The organism is Nocardia gipuzkoensis (assembly GCF_021183645.1).
GTDB classification, from domain to species: domain Bacteria; phylum Actinomycetota; class Actinomycetes; order Mycobacteriales; family Mycobacteriaceae; genus Nocardia; species Nocardia abscessus.
The window spans coordinates 5,906,846-5,928,857 of the sequence record NZ_CP089225.1 but is presented as its reverse complement, the minus strand read 5'-3'; the positions used below and the strand labels follow the sequence as shown (position 1 = coordinate 5,928,857).

Below are 22,012 nucleotides of genomic sequence, written 5' to 3'. Positions count from 1 at the left end.
GAGGCCGCACTCCGTCGCCACTCCACCAAGCCACCGAGCGCCGCAGCGAGGTGCGCGCGGTTTCGCAGGCCGACGGCGAATCACGCCGCCGGACGGGACTCGACGTAATACTCCGCCGAGATCGTCTTCAGCATCTGCCGGACACCCGGTGGCGCCCACGCCGCGGACGGGTCGTGCCGCACGACCGGATCGGTCAGCTCGATGACATGTCCGCGGGTCTCCAGCGCGAAATCCCCTGCCGCGCAAATGTTCTTGACCCAGTCGACATTCCGGCCGTACGTCAGCGCGATCCGGTAAGCGCCGTCGCGCTCGAAGACCATGACCGGGGTGCGGTAGGACCGCCCCGACTTCCGGCCCCTGTGCAGCACGATGCCGAAGCCCGGCGCGCGTCCCGCGACCAGGCCCGCGGTCGGGTTGGTGACATGCCGGTTGAAATTCGCCAGTGCGTGCGGAAGCACCATGGGCGGCGATCCTCTCTTCCTGTGGCGTGCGGTGTTCACGTTACTCTCGACCGATGTCCGCTCCGCCGCACCACGAGCAGCACGCCGGGGATCCGAGCACCGAACCGATCGCGGTCTACGACCGGGCGGGCAACCCGGTCGGCGCCGCCGAGCGGGCCACGGTCTACCGCGACGGATTGTGGCATGCCAGCGCCGGTGTGCTCGTGCGATCCGGGAACGGCGAACGCGTTTACGTGCACCGTCGCACCGATACCAAGCTGGTTTTCGCGGGCATGCACGACTGTCTGGCCGGCGGTGTGGTCGCACCCGGCGAAGCGCCGCGCGAGACCGCCCTGCGCGAATTGGCCGAGGAACTGAGTATCACGCCGGACCCCGCCGATCTGTCCTCGGAACCGCTGGCCGCGATCTCCTGGGACGGCGAATGGGACGGTCGGCCGATGCGCTGCCACCTCTTCGCGTACGAACTGCGTTACGACGGGCCCGTCCGCCACCAACCCGACGAGATCGCCGAGGGATGGTGGTGGACCGACGCGGAGTTGCGCGCGCACTTGGCCGATCCGGACTGGCCCTTCGTCCCCGACACGCGGCTGCTGATCCCCGGCCTGCTGGCGAGCGCCGGATCCCCCGAGCAGGACGAGACGTGATCAGCTGGACGAGGCAGCCGATCCCGCCCAGGCGGCGAACGCACCGGGATTGCGGGTCTGCAGCAGCACCCGGCCGGGGCCGGTGAAGTCGAAGACGAAGCCCTCACCGGACTTCAACGACTGGATCGAGCGGCCCGAAACCGCCCGGCGGATGGTGAAATTCATCGCCAGGTCGTAGGCGACCACGTGACCGGTGTCGATCGTGATCGGCTCGCCGGGCTGCAGATCGATCACATCGATCGCGCCGAACACGCCCACCACGACGTCGCCCTCACCGTGCGCACGCAGACCGAATCCGCCTTCGCCGCCGAAGAGATTCGCGAAACCACCCCATTTGCTCTCCACCTGCACGCCGTGCGAATTCGCGATCCAGCCCCCGCGGCTGATGAAGAACGGCCGGTCCGTGGTGATCTGCAGGTTGAGCATGTCGCCGGGGAGCGCGGGCGCCACGTCGACCCATCCGCCCTGCGGCGGTGCGGTGAAAGTCGAGACGAAGAACGATTCCCCGGCGAGCACCGACCGCTTCAACCCGGCCAGGATGCCGCCTTCCGCCCTGGCCTGCAACGTGACTCCCGCCGAATGGGCCACCATCGCGCCGCTCTCGACCCGCATCGGCTCGCCGCCGGCGAGGAAGCACCGCGCGATCGCGGACGCGGGACTGTGGCGCAGTTGTACCTTCATGTCCGCCGACCCTACCGCCGCGTCTCGGAGCGCGGGCCCGGTCGGAGCACGGCCCGTCCGACCGCCGGTCTCCGACCGGACCGGTACACGCCGGGCCGGTCGGGCGTCCACGCCTGCGGGTACCGCCGTCAGAGCAGGTCGCGCAGCGTGGCGTCGTCGCGGGCCACGACTGCTCCGCCCTCGGCGGTCAGCACGATCGGCCGCTGGATCAGTCTCGGGTGTTCGACCAGCGCTTCGATCCAGCGGTCCCGGTCCGCGGCGGTCCGCCCCCAGCTCGCCATGCCGAGGTCGACGGCGATCTGCTCGCCGGTGCGGGTGATGTCCCACGGTTCGGCGCCCAGCCGCCGCAGCACCTCGCGCAGCTCGGCGGCGGTGGGCGGCTGATCCAGATACTTCCGCACGGTGTAGTCGACACCGGCCTCGTCCAGGAAGGCCGTGGCGTTGCGGCTCTTGGTGCACCGTGGGTTGTGCCAGATCTCTGCTTGCCCGGAAGTCATGCACGCAGGGTACCGAGAGCGCTCACCGCGACGGGCTGGCGGATCTCGGACGTCACACCGCACAGCGCGGCGCGTGCTCGGATACTGGGGGCATGAGCGAGCAAGCGTCGTCCGAAAACCCTTACGGCACACCGACTACCTCCGGCCCCGTCCCCATCCCGTCCTACCAGGCCCTGATGAATCGATTCGTGCGGACACTGCTGCGCGTCCCCGGACTCTCCGGTGTCGTCGGGAAGCGGCTGATGATCCTGCACGTCGTCGGGCGTAAATCGGGCGCGGTGTACGACGTGCCGCTGGCCTATACCCGGCACGGCGACGTCCTGCTGATCGGCACGGCCCTGCGGCCGTGGGTGAAGAACCTGCGGGCGGGCGGTCCGGTTCGGGCCTCGTTCGGCGGCGCGGCGCGCACGTTCGACCCGGTCGTCCACACCTCCGAGGCCGACGTGCTGCGCCTCTACGAGATCATCGCGCGGGACAACAAGCAGAACGCGAAGTTCAACGGCATCGGCTACACCACGGACGGTTCCCCCTCGAAGGCCGACATCTACCAGACCTGGCAGCAGGGCGGCGTCGTGGTGGAACTGACGCCGCACTGAGCGGCCGGGTCAGCCCGCTCGGACGTAGCCGTCGGCGACCTCGAGCACCTCGTCGATGATCTCCAGGCCGACGCGCAGTTCGTCGGCCGTCGTGGTCAGCGGCGGCGCGATCTGGAAGCGGTTGCCCGCGTTGAACGGCCATAGCCCGCGTGCTTTGGCCGCCGCGGTGACCGCGGCCATCGGCTCGGCCTCCGCGCCCGCCGCCGCGAACGGGATCAGCGGCTGCCTGCTGCGCGGATCGCGAACCAGCTCCAGCGCCCAGAAGAAGCCGAGTCCCCTGACCTCGCCGACGCTCGGATGCCGATCGGCCAGCTCGCGCAGGCCTTTTCCGAGCACATCGGCGCCCACCGAGCGCACGTGCTCCAGGATCCCCTCGCGCTCGAACACCGCGATCGAGGCGACGCCCGCCGCGCACGCCAGGGGGTGCCCCGCGTAGGTGAGCCCGCCCGGATACACCACGTGGTCGTAGCGCTGCGCGATCCGCTCCGCCATGAGGACGCCACCGAGCGGAACGTAGCCGGAGTTCACCCCCTTGGCGAAGGTGATGATGTCCGGCTCCACGCCGAAGGCCTGCACCGCGAACCATTCGCCCACCCGGCCGAATCCGACCATCACCTCGTCGGCGATGTAGACGATGCCGAACTCGTCGCACAGCGCACGCACGCCGGCGAGGTAGCCGGGCGGCGGGACGAGCACGCCGTTGGTGCCGACCACCGTCTCCAGGATCAACCCCGCGATGTGCTGCGGACCCTCCAGCTCGATCACCTGCCGCAGATGCGCCAGCGCGGCGGCCGTCTCTTCCTCGGGAGCGTCCGTCCCCCAGGGGGATCGGTACGGGTAGGGCCCGAAGAAGCGGACCACGTCGACGTTGGTCGGCTCCGCGCCCCAGCGGCGCGGTTCGCCCGTCAGGCCGATCGCGACTCCCGTGCCGCCGTGGTAGGAGCGGTAGGCCGCGAGCATCTTCGTGCGCCCGGTGTAGCTGCGCGCCAGGCGCACCGCGTGCTCGACGGCTTCCGCGCCGCCGGTGGTGAACAGGATCCGGTTCAGCTCCCCGGGGGCCCGCTCGACGATCAGCCGCGCCAGCTCGCTGCGCACGTCGTTGGCGACCGTCGGCGAGATGGTCGCCAGCCGCTGCGCTTGGGCGACGATCGCGGCGACGATGTCCGGATGCTGGTGGCCGATGTTCACGTTGACCAGCTGGGAGGAGAAGTCGAGGTAGCGCTTGCCGGTGTCGTCCCAGAAGTACGAGCCGAACGCCCCGGTGATCGGCGCGGGGTGCAATTCGGCCTGTGCGCTCCAGGGATAGAAGACGTGGTCGGCCACGCTAGGCACCCCCTTCGGTGGGCTGGGTAACGGTCAGGAGGGGGTCGAGACTTGGCAGCACCGATTCACCGTACGCCTGCAGGGTCGCGGTTTTCGCGTCGTGCTGGAGGTAGACGGCGAATTGGTCCACGCCGAGGTCGGCCAGTTCGCGCAACCGGGACAGCTGGTCGTCGGCGGTGCCCAGCAGGCAGAAGCGGTCGATGATGGCATCCGGCACGAACTCGGCGTGCACGTTGCCCGCGCGTCCGTGCTGGTTGTAGTCGTAGTCCCGCCTGCCTTCGACGTAGTCGGTGAGCGCGGCCGGAATATCGCTTCCCGTACCGTATTTCGCCACGATCTCCGCCACGTGGTTGCCGACCATCCCGCCGAACCACCGGCACTGTTGCCGCGCGTGCGCCAGCCCAGCGGCCGTCCCGTCGGTGATGTAGGCGGGCGCGGCGACGCACATCCGGACCGCGGCCGGGTCCCGGCCCGCGCGTTCGGCCGCCGCGCGCACCCGCGCGATGGTCCAGGCCGTGATATCCGGGTCGGCGAGTTGCAGGATGAATCCGTCCGCGACTTCACCGGTCAGGTCCAGAGCGCGCGGTCCGTAGCCCGCCACCCAGACCTCCAGCCGCGAGCTTTCCGCCCACGGCAACCGCACCACGGTGTCGCCAACCCGCGCGCTGCGGCCGTTGCCCAGCTCCCGGATCACCTCGACCGATTGCCGCAAGGTGGCCAGGGTGGCGGGCTTGCGGCCCTGCGTGCGCACGGCCGAGTCGCCGCGGCCGATTCCGCACAACGTGCGGTTGCCGAACATCTCGTTGAGCGTCGCGAAGGTCGACGCGGTCACCGTCCAGTCCCGGGTGGCCGGATTGGTCACCATCGGACCGACCATGACCTTGCGGGTGGCGGCCAGGATCTGGCTGTAGATGACGTAGGGCTCCTGCCAGAGCAGATGCGAGTCGAACGTCCAGACGTGGGAGAACCCGTACGTCTCCGCCAGCCTCGCCAGTTCGATCACCCGCGAGGCCGGGGGCGTGCATTGCAGCACCAGACCGATGTCCATGCGGCGCTCTCCGTTTCGATGATCGGAAGGTGGCGTCAGATGAGGTTCTGCGACAGTTCTCGTTTGACGAACCGGCCATGCCCGGCGTCACCGAGATACTCACCGCCGTCGACGATCACTCGGCCGCGGGAGAGCACCGTGTCCACGTGTCCGTCGATCTCGAACCCCTCATAGGCCGAGTAGTCCATGTTCATGTGGTGGGTCTTGCCGAGACCGATGCTGGTGTGGCCCCGCGGGTCGTAGATCACGATGTCGGCGTCCGCGCCCGGGCTGATCACACCCTTGCGCGGATACATCCCGAACATCCGGGCCGGCGTGGTGCAGCACACCTCGACCCAGCGTTCCAGCGAGATCCGGCCGGTCCGGACGCCCTGGAAGATCAGGTCCATCCGGTGCTCGACGCCGCCGATGCCGTTGGGGATCTTGCTGAAGTCACCGAGACCCCGCTCTTTCTGGTCCTTCATGCAGAACGGACAGTGGTCGGTGCTGACAGCCGTGACGTCGCCGGTGCGCAGGTAACGCCACAGCTGCTCCTGATGCCCTTCGGCCTTCGACCGCAGCGGGGTGGAGCAGACCCATTTGGCGCCCTCGAAACCCGGTGCGCCCAGCTGGTCCTCGAGTGAGAGGTACAGATACTGCGGGCAGGTCTCGCCGAAGACGTTGCGTCCGGCGTCGCGGGCCGCGGCGATCTGCGCCAGCGCCTGCTCGGCCGACACGTGCACCACGTACAGCGGCACGCCGGTCAGCTCGGCCAGCATGATCGCGCGGTGGGTGGCCTCCTCCTCCAGTTGCCACGGCCTCGTCGTGCCGTGGAAGTACGGTGCGGTGTCCCCCCGCGCGAGCGCCTGCTCGACCAGGACGTCGATGGCGATCCCGTTCTCCGCGTGCATCATCAGCAGCGCGCCCAGCTCCGCCGCGGACTGCATGGCGCGCAGGATCTGGCCGTCGGTGGAGTAGAAGACGCCCGGATAGGCCATGAACAGTTTGAAGCTGGTGACGCCCTCGGCCACCAATTCGCTCATCCCCTTCAGGGATTCGTCGTTCACCTCGCCGATGATCTGATGGAAGCCGTAGTCGATCGCGCACTGCCCGGACGCCTTCCGATGCCAGGCGGCGAGGGTGTCCTGGACTCGCTCTCCCGGCTTCTGGACCGCGAAGTCGATGATCGTGGTGGTGCCGCCCCATGCGGCGGCGCGGGTGCCGGTCTCGAAGGTGTCGGAGGCTTCCGTCCCGCCGAAGGGCATCTGCATGTGGGTGTGGCCGTCCACACCGCCGGGGATCACGTATCTGCCGGTCGCGTCGAGCACCCGATCGGCGGAGGCGGCGAGGTCCGCGCCCAGTGCGGTGGAGCCGGGCTGCAGCACGGCGACGACGGTCTCGCCCTCGACGAGCACGTCGAGCGGTTGCGAACCGGTGGCGCAGACCACCGTGCCGCCGTGGATGAAAGTGCGCGCCATCTCGTTCTCCCCGGTCTCAGGGGGCCATCAGCGGCCCGTAGGCGTCGGGGCGGCGATCGCGGTAGAAAGCCCAGCGGTCGCGCACCACCTTGATCAGGTCCATGTCCAGATCGCGAACGATCAGTTCCGGGTCGCTGTCGGAGGCGACGTCGCCGACGAACTTGCCTTCGGGATCGGCGAAGTAGCTGGTGCCGTAGAAGTCGTCGTCGCCGTACTCTTCGACGCCGACCCGGTTGATGGCGCCGATGAAATATTCGTTGGCCACCGCGGCTGCCGGTTGTTCCAGTTTCCAGAGGTAGCCGGACAGGCCACGCGAGGTCGCGGACGGGTTGAACACGATCTCGGCGCCCGCGAGGCCGAGCGCGCGCCAACCTTCCGGGAAATGGCGGTCGTAGCAGATATAGACGCCCACCTTGCCGACCGCGGTGTCGAACACCGGCCAGCCCAGGTTGCCCGGCCGGAAGTAGAACTTCTCCCAGAATCCGTGGACGTGCGGGAGGTGGTGCTTGCGGTACTTGCCGAGGTAGCTGCCGTCGGCGTCGATCACCGCCGCCGTGTTGTACAGCAGGCCGGGCTGCTGCTGCTCGTACACGGGCAGGATCAGAACCACGCCCAATTCCTTCGCCAACTCGGCGAACCGCTCGGTCGTCGGACCAGGGACGGATTCGGCGTAGTCGTAGAACTTCGTGTCCTGCTGCTGGCAGAAATACGGCCCGTAGAACAGCTCTTGGAAGCAGATCACCCCCGCCCCCTGCGCGGCGGCCCGGCGCGCGTAGTCCTCGTGCGCCTTGATCATCGACTCTTTGTCACCGGTCCAGTTCGTTTGGACCAGCGCCGCTCGGACGATTCCCATGCTTCGTTATACGTCACCGGGAACTAATTCTGTTGTCCAACAAGTTGCCGGAAACATTTTGTGGCCGATCTGCGGCCATCGCGGCCCCACGCCGGCGGACCGCGCGCACGGTCAATCGAGCCGTACTCCCCCACCAGGACGGGGGAGATGGAATGATTCGCGCTGCATCGTCCGGTGCGCAACCCCGAGTGAAGGAGCTTTTCAGCGGTGAGCAGCGAAGTGCAAGCGCGAGAACTCGTCAACGGTCGGCGCGCGGTGCGCCGGGGTTTACCGTGGCGATCGCTGCGGATCCTCGGGGTCCTCGCCGTCGGTGTGACGCTGGTGGCGTCCACGGCGGGTATCGTCTCGGCGACCCCGGCCCCGGCTCGGGAGCAGGGGCCGACCGGTTGCGGCGCGCCGGCCGCGGGACAGCCGAACGGCAAGCAATGGCCCGCCGAGCCCGGCATGACCATCGACACCAACGCCGGATACACCGCGACGCTGGCCACCACTTGTGGCACCGTGACCATCGCCTTGGACGCGGCCCGCGCGCCGCGCACGGTCAACTCGTTCGTTTTCCTGGCCGGTGAGCGGTTCTTCGACCACACGAAGTGCCACCGGATGACCACCGAGGGCATCTTCGTGCTGCAGTGCGGCGACCCGACCGCGACCGGTATGGGCGGCCCCGGCTACTTCTTCCCCGACGAGAACCTGGCGGGCGCCACCTACCCGGCCGGAACGGTCGCCATGGCGAACGCCGGGCCCGGCACCAACGGCAGCCAGTTCTTCCTGGTCTACCGCGACGCGCCGCTGCCGCCGAGCTACACCCCGTTCGGGCGGGTCACCGCGGGCATGGAGGTTCTCTCCTCCATCGCCGCCGCGGGCGTGCAGGACGGCTCGGGCGACGGTGCGCCTGCCGTCGAGGTCGTGCTCGATTCCGTCGCCGCCGTGCGCAACTGATTCCGGTCGGCCACGGTGACGGCGATCGGTCGCCGCCACCGTGGGCGCCAGCCGGCTCGGTCAGGACACCCCGGCGCGCCACCGCAGGACCAGCGCCATGACCGGCTCGACGAACCGGCTCGCGATCGGACCGAGGACCGCCATCAGCAGCACGTAGGTGGTGGCCAGCGCGGCGAATTCGGCCGGGACCGCGCCCGCGGCGACGGCGAGCCCCGCGATGACGATCGAGAACTCGCCGTGCGCGACCAGTGCGGTACCCGCCCGCGCCCGGCCGAGGCGGCCCGCACCGGCCCGCTTGGCCGCCCACCATCCGGTGGCGATCTTGCTGGCCGTGGTGACCAGCGCGAGCAGGCACGCCCAGCCGAGCACCGGCGGAATGCTCGCCGGGTCGGTGCTCAGGCCGAACAGCACGAAGAACAGCGCGGCGAACAAGTCGCGCAGCGGCTCCAGGATCTTGGTGGCGTTGTGCGCAGTCGAGTCCGAGATCGCGATGCCGAGCAGGAACGCGCCGACCGCCGCCGACACCTGCACCGCCGAAGCCACGCCCGCCACCAGCAGCGCGGAGCCGAGCAGCTTCAACAGGAAGATCTCCCGGTCCTCACTGTCGACGATCGCGGAGACGTAGCGGCCGTAGCGCAGCGCGACGACCAGCACGACGGTCACCGCGGCCAGCGCGATCGACAGTGTCTTCAGCCCGGCGAGGAAGCCGACCCCGGCCAGCACCGCCGTCAGCACCGGCAGGTATCCGGCCATCACCAAGTCTTCGAACACCAGGATGGACAGCACCACCGGCGTCTCGCGGTTGCCGAGCCTGCCCAGGTCGTTGAGCACCTTCGCGACGATGCCGGAGGACGAGATGTAAGTGACCCCGGCCATCGTGATGGCGCCGGTGAAACCCCAGCCGAGCGCGAACGCGACCAGTACGCCCGGAGTCGCGTTGAGCACGATGTCCACGACACCCGCCGCCCATGACCTGCGCATACCCGTGACTAGTTCCGCGGCACTGTATTCCAGGCCGAGCAGCAACAGCAGCAGGACGACGCCGATTTCGCTGGCGAGATGGATGAAGTCGTCGACCTGTCGCAATTCGACCAGGCCACCGGTGCCGAACACCAGGCCGCCGATCAGGTACAGCGGGATGGGCGACATGCCGATGCGCGCCGCGATGCGCCCGAGCAGGCCGAGGCCGAAAAATACCGCGCCCAGCTGGATCAGCGCGAGCGCGGTCTCGTGTGCCACCATGCCGCTCAGCCGTCTAACAGGATCTTGGCGGCGGCCTCCAGGCCCTCCACGGTGCCGACGACGACGAGCACGTCACCAGCGGTGAAGGTGAAGTCCGGGCCCGGCGAGGGAATGGGCTGCCCGCTGCGCACCACCGCGACGATGGACGCCTTCGTCCGGGTGCGTATCTGGGTCTCGCCCAGCCTGCGTCCGTCGAAGCGCGACCGGTCCGGGATGGACAGCTGCCGAGTGGTCAGGCCGGTGAACGCGCGATGCTCCTCGCGCAGCTGTTCCACCAGCTGAGGCGCGCCCAGCAGGCTGGCCAGCACGGCGGCCTCCTTCCCCGACAGCGGTACCTGTTCGGTCTCGTCGGGGTTGTCGGGTTTGCTCACGATGAGGTCCATCGTGCCGTCGCGATGATCGATCACTCCTATCCGGCGTCGTGTATTGGTCAGCGGAAAATCTTTGCGCACACCGATACCCGGCAGGGGTGTCACCTCAACGTTCACGACACCACCCTATCGACCCCGGCCCCGTGACCAATGGACAGATGACCGAATTGTCCGGATCTCTCGACTGCGCCGCCCAACATCCCGACCCCGTGAGTTGGACCGCGCTTCACACCCCGTGGTAAGAGAAATGACGTGTCCCGTACATCGCCGTGTGGCCGAGCCGTCGCTTTCCGGTGCCGCGCCGTGCGAGTCCGGTGACGGTCGCCCGAGCGGTGAATCGGTTCCTCCGGCCGGGTGCGGTCGCGACCCCGGCGGCTGAGCCGCGGGCGGCCGGAGACGGGTACCGGCACGATCTGGACGGGCTGCGCGGCGTGGCGATCGCGCTGGTCGTGGCGTTCCACATCTGGTTCGGCCGGGTTTCGGGCGGAGTGGACGTATTCCTGGTGCTGTCCGGGTTCTTCTTCACCGGCTCGCTGCTGCGGAGCGTGGAATCCACCGGCACGGTCCGCGTCGCGCACACCGCTCCCAGGCTCGCCCGCAGGTTGCTGCCCGCGCTTGTGACGGTTCTGGCCGCCGTGGTCACGGCCACCGTGCTGCTGCGCCCGTTCACCCAGTGGGGCGAGATGGCCGCGCAGACACTGGCCTCGCTGCTGTATTACCAGAACTGGTATCTGGCGTTGTCCTGGTCGGACTACCTCGCCGCCGATCCGTCGGTGAGCCCGCTGCAGCACCTGTGGTCCATGGCGGTGCAGTCGCAGTTCTATCTGCTCGCACTACTCGGTGTGGCGGCGGTGGCCCGCCTGTGCAGGCGTTTCGCGGGTCCCGGAGCGCTGCGCCCCGCCCTGGCGATCGTCCTCGCCCTCGGCGCGGTGGCCTCGTTCGTCTATGCGGCGCACGGCACCGCGGTGCACCAGGGCTGGAACTACTACGACAGCTTCGCCCGCGCCTGGGAACTCTTGGCCGGGGCAGTGCTGGCGATCGTCGCGCCTTTGATATCACCGCCCCGCCTGGTGCGGGTCGCGGCGGCAGTCCTCGGCTCGGCCGCCGTGCTCACCTGCGGTTGGCTGATCGACGGCGCCGACCGGTTCCCCGGCCCGGCGGCGCTGGTGCCGGTGGGCGCGGCGCTGGCGCTGACCGTCGCGGGCGGCAACCTGACCGCCGCCGAGCGACCGCTGCCCAACCGGCTGCTGAGCGCGGCGGCCATGGTGCGGCTCGGCGAATTGTCCTATGGGCTGTACCTGTGGCACTGGCCCATCCTGATCTTCGTGCTGGCGCGAACCGGAGCCCCGACCGCGGGGCTCGTCGGTGGTCTCGGAGTCGTCGGGGCGTCGCTGCTGCTCGCCTCCCTGACGAACAGGTTCGTGGAGGAGCCGCTGCGGATGCGGTCGGACCCGTCGGCGCAAGAGACCCCGGCCCGCAGCGTCCGCACCGGCCGCTCGGTCGCGGCGCTCGGCATCGCGGTGCTCGTGGTGTCGGTCGGCGAGCAAGTGGCGACCAGGGTTTATCCGCCGCGGGCGGTGGCCTTCCTGGCCCCGGCGCCCTACCCCGGGGCGGAGGCGCTGGTCAACGGTGCGGTCACGCCCGAGGCGCCGATGCGTCCGACCGTGTACGAAGCGCCCGCCGACGCCGCCTACCCCTCACGCGACGGCTGCATCGCGGACTGGGACACCCGCGACGTCATCACCTGCACCTATGGGGATGCCACCGCGGAGCGCACCGTGGCCGTGGTGGGCAGCTCGCATGCCGAGCACTGGGTGCCCGCCCTCGACCTGCTCGCCCGCGAACACGCCTTCCGGGTCGAGGTGTATCTGAAGATGGGTTGCCCGCTGACCGTGGCGGCCGAACCGATGTACAAGGGTGAGGCGAACCCGGATTGCCGGGACTGGTCGGTGGAGGTGATCGACCGCCTGGGTGCCGAACGTCCGGAGTGGGTCTTCACCACCGCGACCCGTCCGCGTGACGGCGCCGGTGACGAGACCCCGGCCGACTATCTCGACGTCTGGTCCCACCTGGCCGACCGTGGACTCAACGTGCTCGCTATCCGCGACACCCCCTGGTTGCGCCGCGACGGCGTCCGATACCGGGCCATAGATTGCCTCGCACAGCAGGGCGACCGGATCAGCTGCGGGATGCCGCGCTCGGCCGCGCTGGACGAGGTCAATCCGGCATTGGAATTCGCCGCCTCGTTCCCCAACGTGTTCCCGGTGGACCTGTCGGACGCGCTGTGTGCACGCGACGTGTGCGCGGTGACCGAGGGCAACATCCTGATCTATCACGACGAGCACCACCTCACCGCCAGCTATTCGCGCTCGCTGGCGCCGGAACTCGGCAGGCGCCTGTCGCCGATCCTCGGCTGGTGGTGAGGCGGATCAGTTCAGCCGCAGCATAACCGGCCAGGCTTGCGACCAGGGCGCATGCGGTTGTGCGCACCGCCAGACGGTGACGCCGCGGGTGACACCGGGGAATCCGAGCCGGGCATCGACGTGCCCGATCGCGGTCACCTCGGCACAGCGTGCGCGCACGTCGGCCTCGGTCCCGCCCACCCACAGCACGGTTGTGGCCGTGTCCGGCGGGGTGCCGAAGTAACCGAAGCCGCGATTCGGGCTGTACACGGCGGGCAAGCCGTACACCGCGCGGTCGACATCCAGGGCGCTTGCCTGCCAGTAGGAATCGGCGATCACCACGGCAGAGGCCCGTTCCGGCTCCGGTAACGCCCGGTAGGCGGCCGCCGTGCCCGCGGAAAGTTCCGACCAGCCGAATCGCCCGTAGACCGAGATCTCCAGCCCCGCCTGGGCCTGGGTGTCCACCGGCTCGATGTCCGCCTCAGGACGCAGCGGCAGCGAGAAGACCAGCAAGGCGGCGGACATCGCGAGCACCGGGACGGTGAGGATCACGCGCGAGCGCCGCCGGTTCTGCGTCCAGCGCACCGCACCCACCGCGATCAGCACCCCATAGCAGCCCGCCGCGTAGTACGGCCGTCCGTTGGTCGCGAGGAAGACCACGATCAGCACCAGCGGCAGCAGTCCGAGAAACCGGTAGGGCCGCCAACTCTCCGCCCGGAACAACGTCCACACCCCGTAGACCAGTAACATGCCGCCGATCAAACCGGCGGAGGCCAGCGCCAGCGGCAACCACACAGCGCGACCGCCGATCGTGGCCTGCTCGGCGGCGACCACACCGCCCAGACGCAGCTGGGGCCAACCGTGCGCCGCCTGCCACACCAGGCTCGGCACGGTGGTGAGCGCGACGATCGCACCACCCCACCACAGCGCCGGGCGGCGCAGCAGCTCACGCGGCCCGTAGACCGCCGCCCCGATCGCGATCGCGATCCAGAAGAACGGAATCAACCACTTGACCTGCATGTCCAGCGCGGTGACCAGACCCGAGGCCAGCAGCAGGCCGTCGCGGCGGGTGCGCACCCAGCGGACCAGCAGCCAGCTCACCACCACCCACAGCGCCGTGTCGATCGTGTTGGTGGCCAGCTGACCGCCCTGCACCAGCAGGAACGGCGAGGTGGCGTAGGCGGCCGCGGTCAGCGCCTGCGCCGCGCGGCCGCCGCCGAACTCCCTGGCGATCTGCGCGGCCACCACCACGGCGGCCACGGTGACCAGCACCGCCGGAAGCCGTAGCGCCACCAGCGAATCCGGGGCGAGCAGATCCATCGTCCGTGCGATCAGTGGCAGCAACGGCCCCTGATCGGCGTAGCCGACCGCCGGCCTGCGCCCGGCCGCGATGAAATACAACTCGTCGCCGAAGAATCCGTACCGCCCGATCGAGGCCAGCAGCGCCAGCGCGGCGAGCGCCGCCACCGCGCCGACACCGCCGAGGGCGAACGGCGGCAGCGGTTGTACCGAATTCGTCCGCTGCCCTCGGCCATCCAGCACTTCAGTCATCCTTGCCCGCTTTACAGGTCGCCGTGTCGAACAACGCGCACAGATGCGCCGAATAGGCGTCCATCGCGAAACCCGGTTCCCGTACCGCGCGCCCGGCGGCGCCGTCGATGGCGTCACGGATCGACTTGGCCATCAGCAGCGCGTCGAAATCGGCGAACTCCCCCGTGCGCTGCCCGTCGGTCATGATGTCGACCAGTGGCGCGATGATGTCGCGCTCTCCGTCGGCCGAGGCGAACTTCGGGTTGCCTTGCGCGTCACGCAGATTCGTCACCACCTCGACCAGCGCGGCCACGTAGGTGGTGTTCGCTTCGATGAAGCCCAGGTTCGATTCCAGGTAGGCCAGCAGGCGCTCGCGCGCGCCGGCCGCGGCCGCGACCCGCGGCGCGATGTACTCCGCGGCGGAGACGTACAACTGGACCACCAGCTGCGTCATCAGGTCGTCCTTGCCATCGAAGTGGTAGGAGATGACCCCTTTCGAGATACCCGCGTGCTCTGCGATCCGCGCCAGCGAGGCACTGGCGTACCCGCCTTCGGAGATCACCTCCACCGCCGCGGCGATGATCTGCCGCCGCCGCGCCTCCTCGATGAACGACCTCCGCTGACCGCGTGTCTCATTTTCTGGCCGCACGGCCAAATTTTAGCACGGTTGGACAGAGCATTCGGAGCTGCTGTGCGCGAGCGGCGCCGCCGGGCTTCTCCCGAACGACGAAGGGCCGCGTCTCCGTGGAGACGCGGCCCTCGTGGTCCGGCGGAACCCTACAGGTACTGGCCGGTGTTCGACTCGGTGTCGATGGCGCGGCTGGCGCTGGCGTTCTTGCCGGTGACCAGCGTGCGGATGTAGACGATCCGCTCGCCCTTCTTACCCGAGATGCGTGCCCAGTCGTCCGGATTCGTGGTGTTGGGCAGGTCCTCGTTCTCGGAGAACTCGTCCACGATCGAATCGTAGAGATGCTGGATGCGCAGGCCCGGGTTGCCGGTGTCGAGCACCGCCTTGATCGCGTACTTCTTGGAGCGGTCCACGATGTTCTGGATCATGGCGCCGGAGTTGAAGTCCTTGAAGTACAGGACCTCCTTGTCACCGTTGGCGTAGGTGACCTCCAGGAAGCGGTTGTCCTCGCTCTCGGCGTACATCCGGTCGACGACCCGTTCGATCATGGCGTTGATGCACAGGCTCTTGTCGCCACCGAACTCCGCCAGATCGTCGTCGTGCAGCGGCAGGTGCTCGGTGAGGTACTTCGAGAAGATGTCCTGCGCCGACTCCGCGTCCGGACGCTCGATCTTGATCTTCACGTCCAAGCGGCCCGGCCGCAGGATCGCCGGATCGATCATGTCCTCACGGTTGGAGGCGCCGATCACGATGACGTTCTCCAAGCCCTCGACACCATCGATCTCCGACAGCAGCTGCGGCACCACCGTGGTCTCCACGTCCGAGGAGACGCCCGAGCCGCGGGTGCGGAAGATCGAGTCCATCTCGTCGAAGAACACGATCACCGGCGTGCCCTCGGACGCCTTCTCGCGGGCCCGCTGGAAGATGATCCGGATGTGGCGCTCGGTCTCGCCCACGAACTTGTTCAGCAGTTCGGGGCCCTTGATGTTCAGGAAGTACGACTTGGCTTCCTTGGCATCCTCACCGCGTGCCTCGGCGATCTTCTTGGCCAGGGAGTTGGCCACCGCTTTGGCGATGAGCGTCTTGCCGCAGCCGGGCGGACCGTAGAGCAGCACACCCTTCGGCGGACGCAGCGCGTACTCGCGGAAGAGATCCTTGTGCAGGAACGGCAGCTCCACCGCGTCGCGGATCTGCTCGATCTGCCTGCCGAGACCGCCGATGTCGCCGTAGTCGACGTCGGGCACCTCTTCCAGCACGAGATCCTCGACCTCGGCCTTGGGGATGCGCTCGAAGGCGAAACCCGCCTTCGAGTCCACCAGGAGCGAGTCGCCCGGCCGCAGCTTGCGGATCGGGGAATCGGGATCGTCCAGGTCGTCCATTTCGGCGACCTTGGCCAGCGGACCGGCCAGCCACACCACGCGCTCCTCGTCGGCATGGCCGACGACCAGGGCGCGACGCCCGTCGTCGAGGATCTCCCGGAGGGTACCGATCTCGCCGACCGCGTCGTAGTGCCCGGCCTCGACGACCGTGAGCGCCTCGTTCAGGCGGACGGTCTGACCGTATTCGAGCGTCGAGGTCTCGATGTTCGGTGAACACGTCAACCGCATCTTGCGACCCGAAGTGAACACGTCGACCGTCTGATCGTCGTACACACCGATCAGAATGCCGTATCCGCTCGGCGGCTGACCCAGCCGATCGACCTCCTCGCGCAGCGCCACCAGCTGCTGGCGCGCTTCTTTGAGGGTGTCCATCAGCTTCGTGTTGCGAATGGTCAGCGAATCGATGCGGGCTTCCAATTCCCGTGTGCGATCTGGCGAGTCGGCGAGTTGCCTTCGGAGTGCAGCCGCCTCGGCGCGCACTGCCTCGAGCTCTCTCCAGGCCGCCGAATCCGAATTCTCGATGGGGCTCATGTGCTGCTCCTCCCAGTCCCGGTCTATCAACGCTACCGGGCGCGACCCGTTCTCGCTTTCCGACATGGTTTCTTGGTGATCACATCTGGGCCGCGATCGGCGGCCGGGCATCCATGTTAGCCTGCCCTAACCCGACCCTGGCGAGCCCGCTCGCCGCCCGAGCCGAAAGGTTGCCGAACCATGCTCCTTCCCGCCAGAACCCTGCGCATCTCCCTTGCCACCGCCGCGGCGGCGCTGGCCTTGTCCGGCGCATTGGCGGCATGCGGCTCCGACGACGACTCCACCACCAGCGCGGCGACCTCGGCCACCAGCAGCGCCGCGGCATCGGGTACCCACAGCCACGGCGACCATGCGACCGGGGCGCCGACCACGGAGACCTTGCAGGCGGTGCTGGTCAAGCTCGCCGATCCGAATGTACCCACCCCGGAGAAGTCCAAGCTGATCGTCAACGGTGAGCAGCGCACCGCCAACATCGACCAGATGAACAAGGGCCTGCAGGGCTACGCGCTCACCTTCACGGTCGCCGACATCACCACCCAGAGCACCACCGCGAACGCGCAGGTGACCATCGCCTCCCCGCACGGCGCCAGCCCCGCTGTACCGCTGAGCTGGGAAAACGTGGACGGCACCTGGAAGCTGTCGGACGCGAGCGGCTGCCTGCTGCTCGGCTTCGCGCAGGCGCCCTGCGTGCCGGCCTGATTCCGGCGCGTCCCGCACCCGGCCCGCCGCACGCCCGGGCCGAGCTCAGCCCTTCGAGGGCCTGCGCTGCGGCTTGGGCGTGACGGTGCCCTCGGCGAGCCTGCGGGCGCTGACCAGGAAGGCGGTGTGGCCCTGCATCCGATGCTCCGGCCGCACGGCCAAGCCGACTACATGCCACGGGCGCACCAGCGACTCCCAGGAGCGCGGCTCGGTCCAGCACTCCTGCTCGCGCAGCGCTTCGACCACCTTCGACAGTTGTGTGACGGTCGCCACATAGACGATGAGCACGCCGCCCGGCACGAGCGCCTGGGACACCGCCGGTAACGCGTCCCACGGCGCGAGCATGTCCAGCACCGCGCGGTCGACCGGCTCTCCGGTGTAGTCGGCCACATCGCCGACGGTCAGCGACCAGTTGGCCGGCCGTTCACCGAAGAACGTCTCCACGTTGCGGACCGCGTGCTCGGCGTGATCGGCGCGGATCTCGTAGGACACCACCTGCCCCTGCGGCCCCACCGCCCGCAGCAGCGAGCAGGTGAGGGCTCCGGACCCCGCGCCCGCCTCGAGCACGCGCGCGCCGGGGAACATGTCGCCCTCGTGCACGATCTGCGCGGCGTCCTTCGGGTAGATCACCGCCGCGCCGCGCGGCATCGACAGCACGTAGTCGACCAGTAGCGGACGCAACGCGAGATACGGCGTGTTGTTGGTGGAGTGCACCACACTGCCCTCGTCCGCGCCGATCAGGCTGTCGTGCTTGATCCCGCCGCGATGGGTGTGGAACTCCTTACCCGGCTCCAAGACCACCGTGTACAGACGCCCTTTGGCATCGGTCAGCTGCACCCGGTCACCGATGGTGAATGGCCCGGTCCGTCTGGCCGTCATGAATCTCCGTTCCGCTGGTTGGAATCCGCACTGTCGGGCACCGGCGTGTCGGTGCCGCGGGATAGCCTGCCAGGTATGTGCTCGCCCGTGTCCACGCCCCCTGCCGACGACGCGCGGACGTCCGAGCCCGATGCGACGCCGAGCCGCGCCCGGCCCGCGCTGTCGCCTTCCCGGGCAACGGATTTCAAGCAGTGTCCACTGAAATACCGGCTCCGGGCGATCGATCGGATACCCGAGCAGCCCTCGGTGCACGCGGTGCGCGGCACGGTGGTGCACGCGGTGCTGGAGGACCTCTACGGGCTGCCCGCGGCCGAGCGGGTGCCCGAGCGCGCCGAGGCGCTGGTGCCGTCGGCGTGGGCGCGGGTGCACGCCGAGCAGCCGGAGGTCGCGCAGCTGATCAACGAGGAGCTGCTCGACGGTTTTCTCGGCGAGGTGCGCGCGCTGGTGCGCCGCTACTACCGGCTGGAGGATCCGACTCGGTTCGATCCGGAGTCGCGCGAGGCGCGGGTGGAGGTCGAACTCGCCGACGGCGCGCTGCTGCGCGGCTTCGTCGACCGGATCGATGTCGCGCCGACCGGGGCTTTGCGGGTGGTCGACTACAAGACCGGCCGCGCGCCGGGGCCGACGCAGGAGACCAAGGCGCTGTTCCAGCTGAAGTTCTACGCCCTGGTGGTGCTGCGCACCCGTGGCCTCGTCCCTGCCCAGCTACGGCTGCTCTACCTGGCCGACGAGCAGATCCTCACCTACGCCCCCGACGAGCAGGAGCTCCTGCGTTTCGAGCGCACGCTCTCGGCACTGTGGACGGCCATCCTGGAGGCCGGCCGCACCGGAGAGTTCCAGCCGAACACCAGCCGGATGTGCTCGTACTGCGACTACAAGCCGCTGTGCCCGGCGTTCGGCGGCACGCCGCCGCCCTACCCTGGCTGGCCCAGCGGCGGCGTGATCGAGTCACCGGACGAGACCCTGGCCGAAGCGGTGTCCGAATAGACGAGCAATCGGACGGCGGGCCGGCTGGGCCGGACGGTCGACGCCCACCTCGGCGCCGGACTTCATCAATGCGTCGATGGTGTAGCTCCCGGGCCGTCCGGCACCCACGATCGTGATGCGGACCGGGCGGGCCGCATCACCCGCCGCGCCCCGGGGCAGCACGAGCCGACTCCTCAGACGGTGAAGTCGTGGAACAGCAACACCGAAAGTCCGAGGCCCACAGCGAGGTTCACGACCGCCGCGGATCCGAACACCACCACCGGTCGCCACCCCGCTTCGCGGAGCCCGCGCAGCGAGAACTCCAGGCCGATGGAGACGAAGGCGAAGATCAGGAACCAGGTGCGCAGATCGTTGACGATCGCGATGTGCGCCGCGCCCGACTTCTTGTCCACCGCCTGCAGGTACAGCGTGCCGATGACGGACGCGGCGATGAAGCCGAGCACGAACTTCGGAAACCGCCCCCAGAACTGGCGTGCCGACGGCCGCACCGCCCCCGGCGTCCGCTCGACGCGCAGCGTGAAGTACGCGGTCAGCGCGATCGCGACGACGCCGATCAGGGCGTTCTGCGTGGTCTTGACGATGGTGGCGATCTGTAGCGCCTGCTCCCCCGCAATGGCGCCCGCGGCCGCGACCGCCGCCGTGGTGTCGATATTGCCGCCGATCCAGGCACCCGCTACCGCGTCCGGCAACCCGAGCGCCTCCGCCAGCCAGGGCAGCAGGAAGATCGAGGGCAGCGCGAAGACGATCACCAGCGAGGCCGCGTAGGCGATCTGCTCGCGCCGCGCCTGGACCGCCCCCGCCGCGGCGATGGCCGCGCTGACACCGCAGATCGACACCGCCGAGGACAGCATCGCGCGCAGCTTGTCGTCCAGCCCGAGCCGTCCACCCAGCCACCAGGTGAAGCCGAACACGGCCGTGATCAGCAGTAGCGCTTGCAGGATCGACGGGCCCGCCGCGGTGACCAGGATCTTCAGATTGATCGACGCGCCGAGCAGCACCACGCCGGTCTTGATGAAGAACTCGGTGCGGAAGCCCGCCGAAAGCCGTTCACGCAAGGCCAGTCTGGTGAGCACGAGGTTGCCGATCAAGCCGAGCGCGATGGCGTACACCGGGTATTCGATCGACTTGGCGACCCGTTTGAACGGCGTGTCCGCCGCCCACCGCGGGACGTGCGTCTCGAAGTAGCGGGTGAGGGCGCCGAGCACGAGGACGACCGCGACACCGGCCACGATGGCCCCCGCGGTCGGCCGGGACGCCGCCCGCACCGCTTCGGTCTCCGAGGACGGAAGTTCGCCGGGCGCTGCCTTCGCGCCGGATTCGTTGTCCGTCAGCGCTTTCGGTTCGTTCGCCGCTCCGGCGCCGGTCCCGGCCATCACGGCACCAGCCAGTCCGGAATCACGCCGAGCAGGACCAGCGCGATCAGGATCAGCCCGGCGATCGCCGCCAGCCAGTCCTCGTTCCAGGTGAATGTGCTGCCCGACTGTTCCTCGGGCGGTGACTGTGACAGGGGGCTCCTTGCGTTTCCTCATCGAGAGGCCGCACGGTAGCAACACCCGGTCACAGTGCACACCGATTGCGCTCAGCCTGAACGGATCCAGGCGGATCGGACGAATCCGGCGTTCAGAATGCGCGGCAGGAGCGAATGTCGGTGGCCAGGATCGCTTTCGCGCCCAGATCGGCCAGCTTGTCCATCAGCTCGTTGCTCTGCTTGCGCGGAACCAACGCGCGCACCGCCATCCAGCCGGTGTCGGCCAGCGGCGCCACGGTGGGCGACTCCAGTCCCGGGGTGATGACGAAGGCCTCGTCGAGCAGGTCCTTGGGGCAGTCGTAGTCCAGCATGACGTACTGCTGGGCGAAGACCACGCCTTGCACCCGGGCGACGAGCTGGTTGCGCGCCCGGTCGTCCTGGTCGGCGTCCTTGCGTTCGACGAGCACGCCCTCGGAGTCGCACAGCGATTCACCGAACGCCACCAGATTGTGCTGACGCAGCGTGCGCCCCGAGCCGACGACGTCGGCGATGGCGTCGGCCACGCCGAGCTGGATGGAGATCTCCACCGCACCGTCCAGGCGGATCACCTCGGCCTCGATGCCGCGGCGGCGCAGATCGCTCAGCACCAGGTTCGGGTAGGAGGTGGCGATGCGCTTGTCGTAGAGGTCCTCGACCTTCCACTCCCGCCCGGCCGGGGCGGCGTAGCGGAAGGTGGAGCGGCCGAAACCGAGGGCGAGGCGTTCCTGGACCGGCGCGCCGGAATCCAGCGCGAGATCGCGTCCGGTGATACCCAGGTCGAGTTCACCGGAACCGACGTAGATCGCGATGTCCTTGGGCCGCAGGAAGAAGAACTCGACCTGGTTGGCCGGGTCGAGCACGGTCAGGTCACGCGAATCGGTGCGCTTGCGGTAGCCCGCTTCGGAGAGGATCGATACGGCGGATTCGGACAGGGCGCCTTTGTTGGGGACTGCGACGCGCAGCATGGGAGGAAGTCCTTTCGGGAGGAGAAACGGGGTGTCGGACGGCCGTCACAGATGTCGGTACACGTCTTCGAGCTTCAGCCCGCGACCCACCATCAGCACCTGCACCCAATACAGCAGCTGGGAGATCTCCTCGGCGAGCGACTCGTCGCTCTCGTGTTCGGCGGCCAGCCACACCTCGCCCGCCTCCTCGAGCACCTTCTTACCCTGGGTATGCACGCCCGCGTCCAGCGCGGCAACGGTTCCGGACCCCTCGGGGCGGTTGACCGCACGATCCTGCAGCTCGGCGAACAGGGATTCGAAGTTCTTCACGATGAGCCATTGTTTCAGACCCGGATGCGGGTCCGTTGCTCCGGCCCACGATGGCCGGAAACGGCGCCCGCCCGGCTCCCCCGC

22 protein-coding genes are annotated in these 22,012 nt (G+C 68.9%); 6 read left to right on the top strand and 16 right to left on the bottom strand.

From position 1 onward, the window contains the following. Window positions 1-80: 80 nt before the first annotated feature. Window positions 81-461 (bottom strand): nitroreductase family deazaflavin-dependent oxidoreductase, encoded by a 381-nt coding sequence (locus LTT66_RS27080; RefSeq protein WP_233061269.1) that lies wholly within the window; start codon window positions 459-461, stop codon window positions 81-83. A gap of 53 nt (window positions 462-514) precedes the next feature. Here LTT66_RS27080 and LTT66_RS27075 point away from each other — a divergent pair, with 53 nt between their 5' ends. Next, window positions 515-1,105, top strand: coding sequence for an NUDIX hydrolase (locus LTT66_RS27075; RefSeq protein ID WP_233061266.1), 591 nt, complete (start codon window positions 515-517; stop codon window positions 1,103-1,105). On the opposite strand, the gene LTT66_RS27070 is transcribed toward LTT66_RS27075, so the two are convergent. Next, window positions 1,106-1,786 carry a TIGR00266 family protein gene (locus tag LTT66_RS27070; RefSeq protein WP_233061264.1) on the bottom strand — a complete coding sequence of 227 codons (681 nt, stop codon included), beginning with the start codon at window positions 1,784-1,786 and terminating at the stop codon, window positions 1,106-1,108. 128 nt (window positions 1,787-1,914) lie between these two features. Continuing rightward, entirely contained in the window at window positions 1,915-2,283 is a 369-nt protein-coding gene (locus tag LTT66_RS27065; protein WP_233061263.1) for an arsenate reductase family protein, read from the bottom strand. A 92-nt stretch (window positions 2,284-2,375) separates the two neighbouring features. On the opposite strand from LTT66_RS27065, the gene LTT66_RS27060 reads away from it, so the two are divergent. Then, window positions 2,376-2,879, top strand: coding sequence for a nitroreductase/quinone reductase family protein (locus LTT66_RS27060; RefSeq protein ID WP_233061261.1), 504 nt, complete (start codon window positions 2,376-2,378; stop codon window positions 2,877-2,879). A gap of 9 nt (window positions 2,880-2,888) precedes the next feature. On the opposite strand, the gene LTT66_RS27055 is transcribed toward LTT66_RS27060, so the two are convergent. From LTT66_RS27055 to LTT66_RS27040, 4 genes are read right to left on the bottom strand one after another with little or no spacing between them, the layout of a single operon-like run. Next, a complete protein-coding gene (locus LTT66_RS27055; RefSeq protein ID WP_233061259.1) occupies window positions 2,889-4,202 on the bottom strand; it encodes an aspartate aminotransferase family protein in 1,314 nt (437 codons plus the stop codon). A gap of 1 nt (window position 4,203) precedes the next feature. After that, window positions 4,204-5,250, bottom strand: a complete 1,047-nt coding sequence (locus LTT66_RS27050; protein WP_233061256.1) for a TIGR03842 family LLM class F420-dependent oxidoreductase — start codon at window positions 5,248-5,250, stop codon at window positions 4,204-4,206. Window positions 5,251-5,285: 35 nt separating this feature from the next. After that, complete coding sequence (gene hydA, locus LTT66_RS27045) at window positions 5,286-6,707, bottom strand: dihydropyrimidinase (RefSeq protein WP_195067450.1); 1,422 nt, start codon at window positions 6,705-6,707, stop codon at window positions 5,286-5,288. Between the two features lie 16 nt (window positions 6,708-6,723). Next, window positions 6,724-7,560 carry a nitrilase-related carbon-nitrogen hydrolase gene (locus LTT66_RS27040; protein WP_043693040.1) on the bottom strand — a complete coding sequence of 279 codons (837 nt, stop codon included), beginning with the start codon at window positions 7,558-7,560 and terminating at the stop codon, window positions 6,724-6,726. A gap of 207 nt (window positions 7,561-7,767) precedes the next feature. Between LTT66_RS27040 and LTT66_RS27035 the strand changes: the two genes are divergently transcribed. Then, window positions 7,768-8,499: a peptidylprolyl isomerase gene (locus LTT66_RS27035; RefSeq protein ID WP_233061254.1), complete on the top strand. Its 732-nt coding sequence runs from the start codon at window positions 7,768-7,770 to the stop codon at window positions 8,497-8,499. 60 nt (window positions 8,500-8,559) lie between these two features. Here the strand turns inward: LTT66_RS27035 and LTT66_RS27030 are convergent, their stop codons facing one another. Together LTT66_RS27030 and LTT66_RS27025 are read right to left on the bottom strand one after the other, a co-directional pair. Further along, window positions 8,560-9,741, bottom strand: a complete 1,182-nt coding sequence (locus tag LTT66_RS27030) for a cation:proton antiporter (protein WP_233061252.1) — start codon at window positions 9,739-9,741, stop codon at window positions 8,560-8,562. 5 nt (window positions 9,742-9,746) lie between these two features. Beyond that, complete coding sequence (locus LTT66_RS27025; protein ID WP_067807755.1) at window positions 9,747-10,229, bottom strand: cation:proton antiporter regulatory subunit; 483 nt, start codon at window positions 10,227-10,229, stop codon at window positions 9,747-9,749. Between the two features lie 215 nt (window positions 10,230-10,444). Between LTT66_RS27025 and LTT66_RS27020 the strand changes: the two genes are divergently transcribed. Beyond that, on the top strand, window positions 10,445-12,535 hold the full coding sequence (locus tag LTT66_RS27020) for an acyltransferase family protein (protein WP_233061250.1): 2,091 nt from the start codon (window positions 10,445-10,447) through the stop codon (window positions 12,533-12,535). Between the two features lie 6 nt (window positions 12,536-12,541). On the opposite strand, the gene LTT66_RS27015 is transcribed toward LTT66_RS27020, so the two are convergent. The 3 genes from LTT66_RS27015 to arc form a co-directional block, all read right to left on the bottom strand. Beyond that, on the bottom strand, window positions 12,542-14,065 hold the full coding sequence (locus tag LTT66_RS27015) for a glycosyltransferase family 39 protein (protein ID WP_233061248.1): 1,524 nt from the start codon (window positions 14,063-14,065) through the stop codon (window positions 12,542-12,544). After that, a complete protein-coding gene (locus LTT66_RS27010) occupies window positions 14,058-14,693 on the bottom strand; it encodes a TetR/AcrR family transcriptional regulator (protein ID WP_233061246.1) in 636 nt (211 codons plus the stop codon). The genes LTT66_RS27015 and LTT66_RS27010 overlap by 8 nt, the downstream gene beginning before the upstream one ends. 128 nt (window positions 14,694-14,821) lie before the next feature. After that, window positions 14,822-16,582, bottom strand: a complete 1,761-nt coding sequence (gene arc, locus LTT66_RS27005) for a proteasome ATPase (RefSeq protein WP_181723369.1) — start codon at window positions 16,580-16,582, stop codon at window positions 14,822-14,824. Between the two features lie 180 nt (window positions 16,583-16,762). On the opposite strand from arc, the gene LTT66_RS27000 reads away from it, so the two are divergent. Next, a complete protein-coding gene (locus LTT66_RS27000; protein ID WP_233061244.1) occupies window positions 16,763-17,281 on the top strand; it encodes a hypothetical protein in 519 nt (172 codons plus the stop codon). A 45-nt stretch (window positions 17,282-17,326) separates the two neighbouring features. Here LTT66_RS27000 and LTT66_RS26995 read toward each other — a convergent pair whose 3' ends face one another. Continuing rightward, a complete protein-coding gene (locus LTT66_RS26995) occupies window positions 17,327-18,160 on the bottom strand; it encodes a tRNA (adenine-N1)-methyltransferase (protein ID WP_181723371.1) in 834 nt (277 codons plus the stop codon). Between the two features lie 75 nt (window positions 18,161-18,235). On the opposite strand from LTT66_RS26995, the gene LTT66_RS26990 reads away from it, so the two are divergent. Further along, the gene (locus LTT66_RS26990) at window positions 18,236-19,147 is read left to right on the top strand and encodes a RecB family exonuclease (protein WP_233061242.1); all 912 of its coding nucleotides are present in this window, start codon (window positions 18,236-18,238) and stop codon (window positions 19,145-19,147) included. A gap of 173 nt (window positions 19,148-19,320) precedes the next feature. Here the strand turns inward: LTT66_RS26990 and LTT66_RS26985 are convergent, their stop codons facing one another. From LTT66_RS26985 to LTT66_RS26975, 3 genes are all read right to left on the bottom strand, one after another. Then, window positions 19,321-20,520, bottom strand: coding sequence for a YeiH family protein (locus LTT66_RS26985; protein ID WP_233061240.1), 1,200 nt, complete (start codon window positions 20,518-20,520; stop codon window positions 19,321-19,323). Window positions 20,521-20,767: 247 nt separating this feature from the next. Next, on the bottom strand, window positions 20,768-21,619 hold the full coding sequence (hisG, locus tag LTT66_RS26980) for an ATP phosphoribosyltransferase (RefSeq protein WP_181723374.1): 852 nt from the start codon (window positions 21,617-21,619) through the stop codon (window positions 20,768-20,770). Between the two features lie 45 nt (window positions 21,620-21,664). Next, window positions 21,665-21,946, bottom strand: a complete 282-nt coding sequence (locus LTT66_RS26975; protein WP_174315390.1) for a phosphoribosyl-ATP diphosphatase — start codon at window positions 21,944-21,946, stop codon at window positions 21,665-21,667. Window positions 21,947-22,012: the final 66 nt, after the last annotated feature.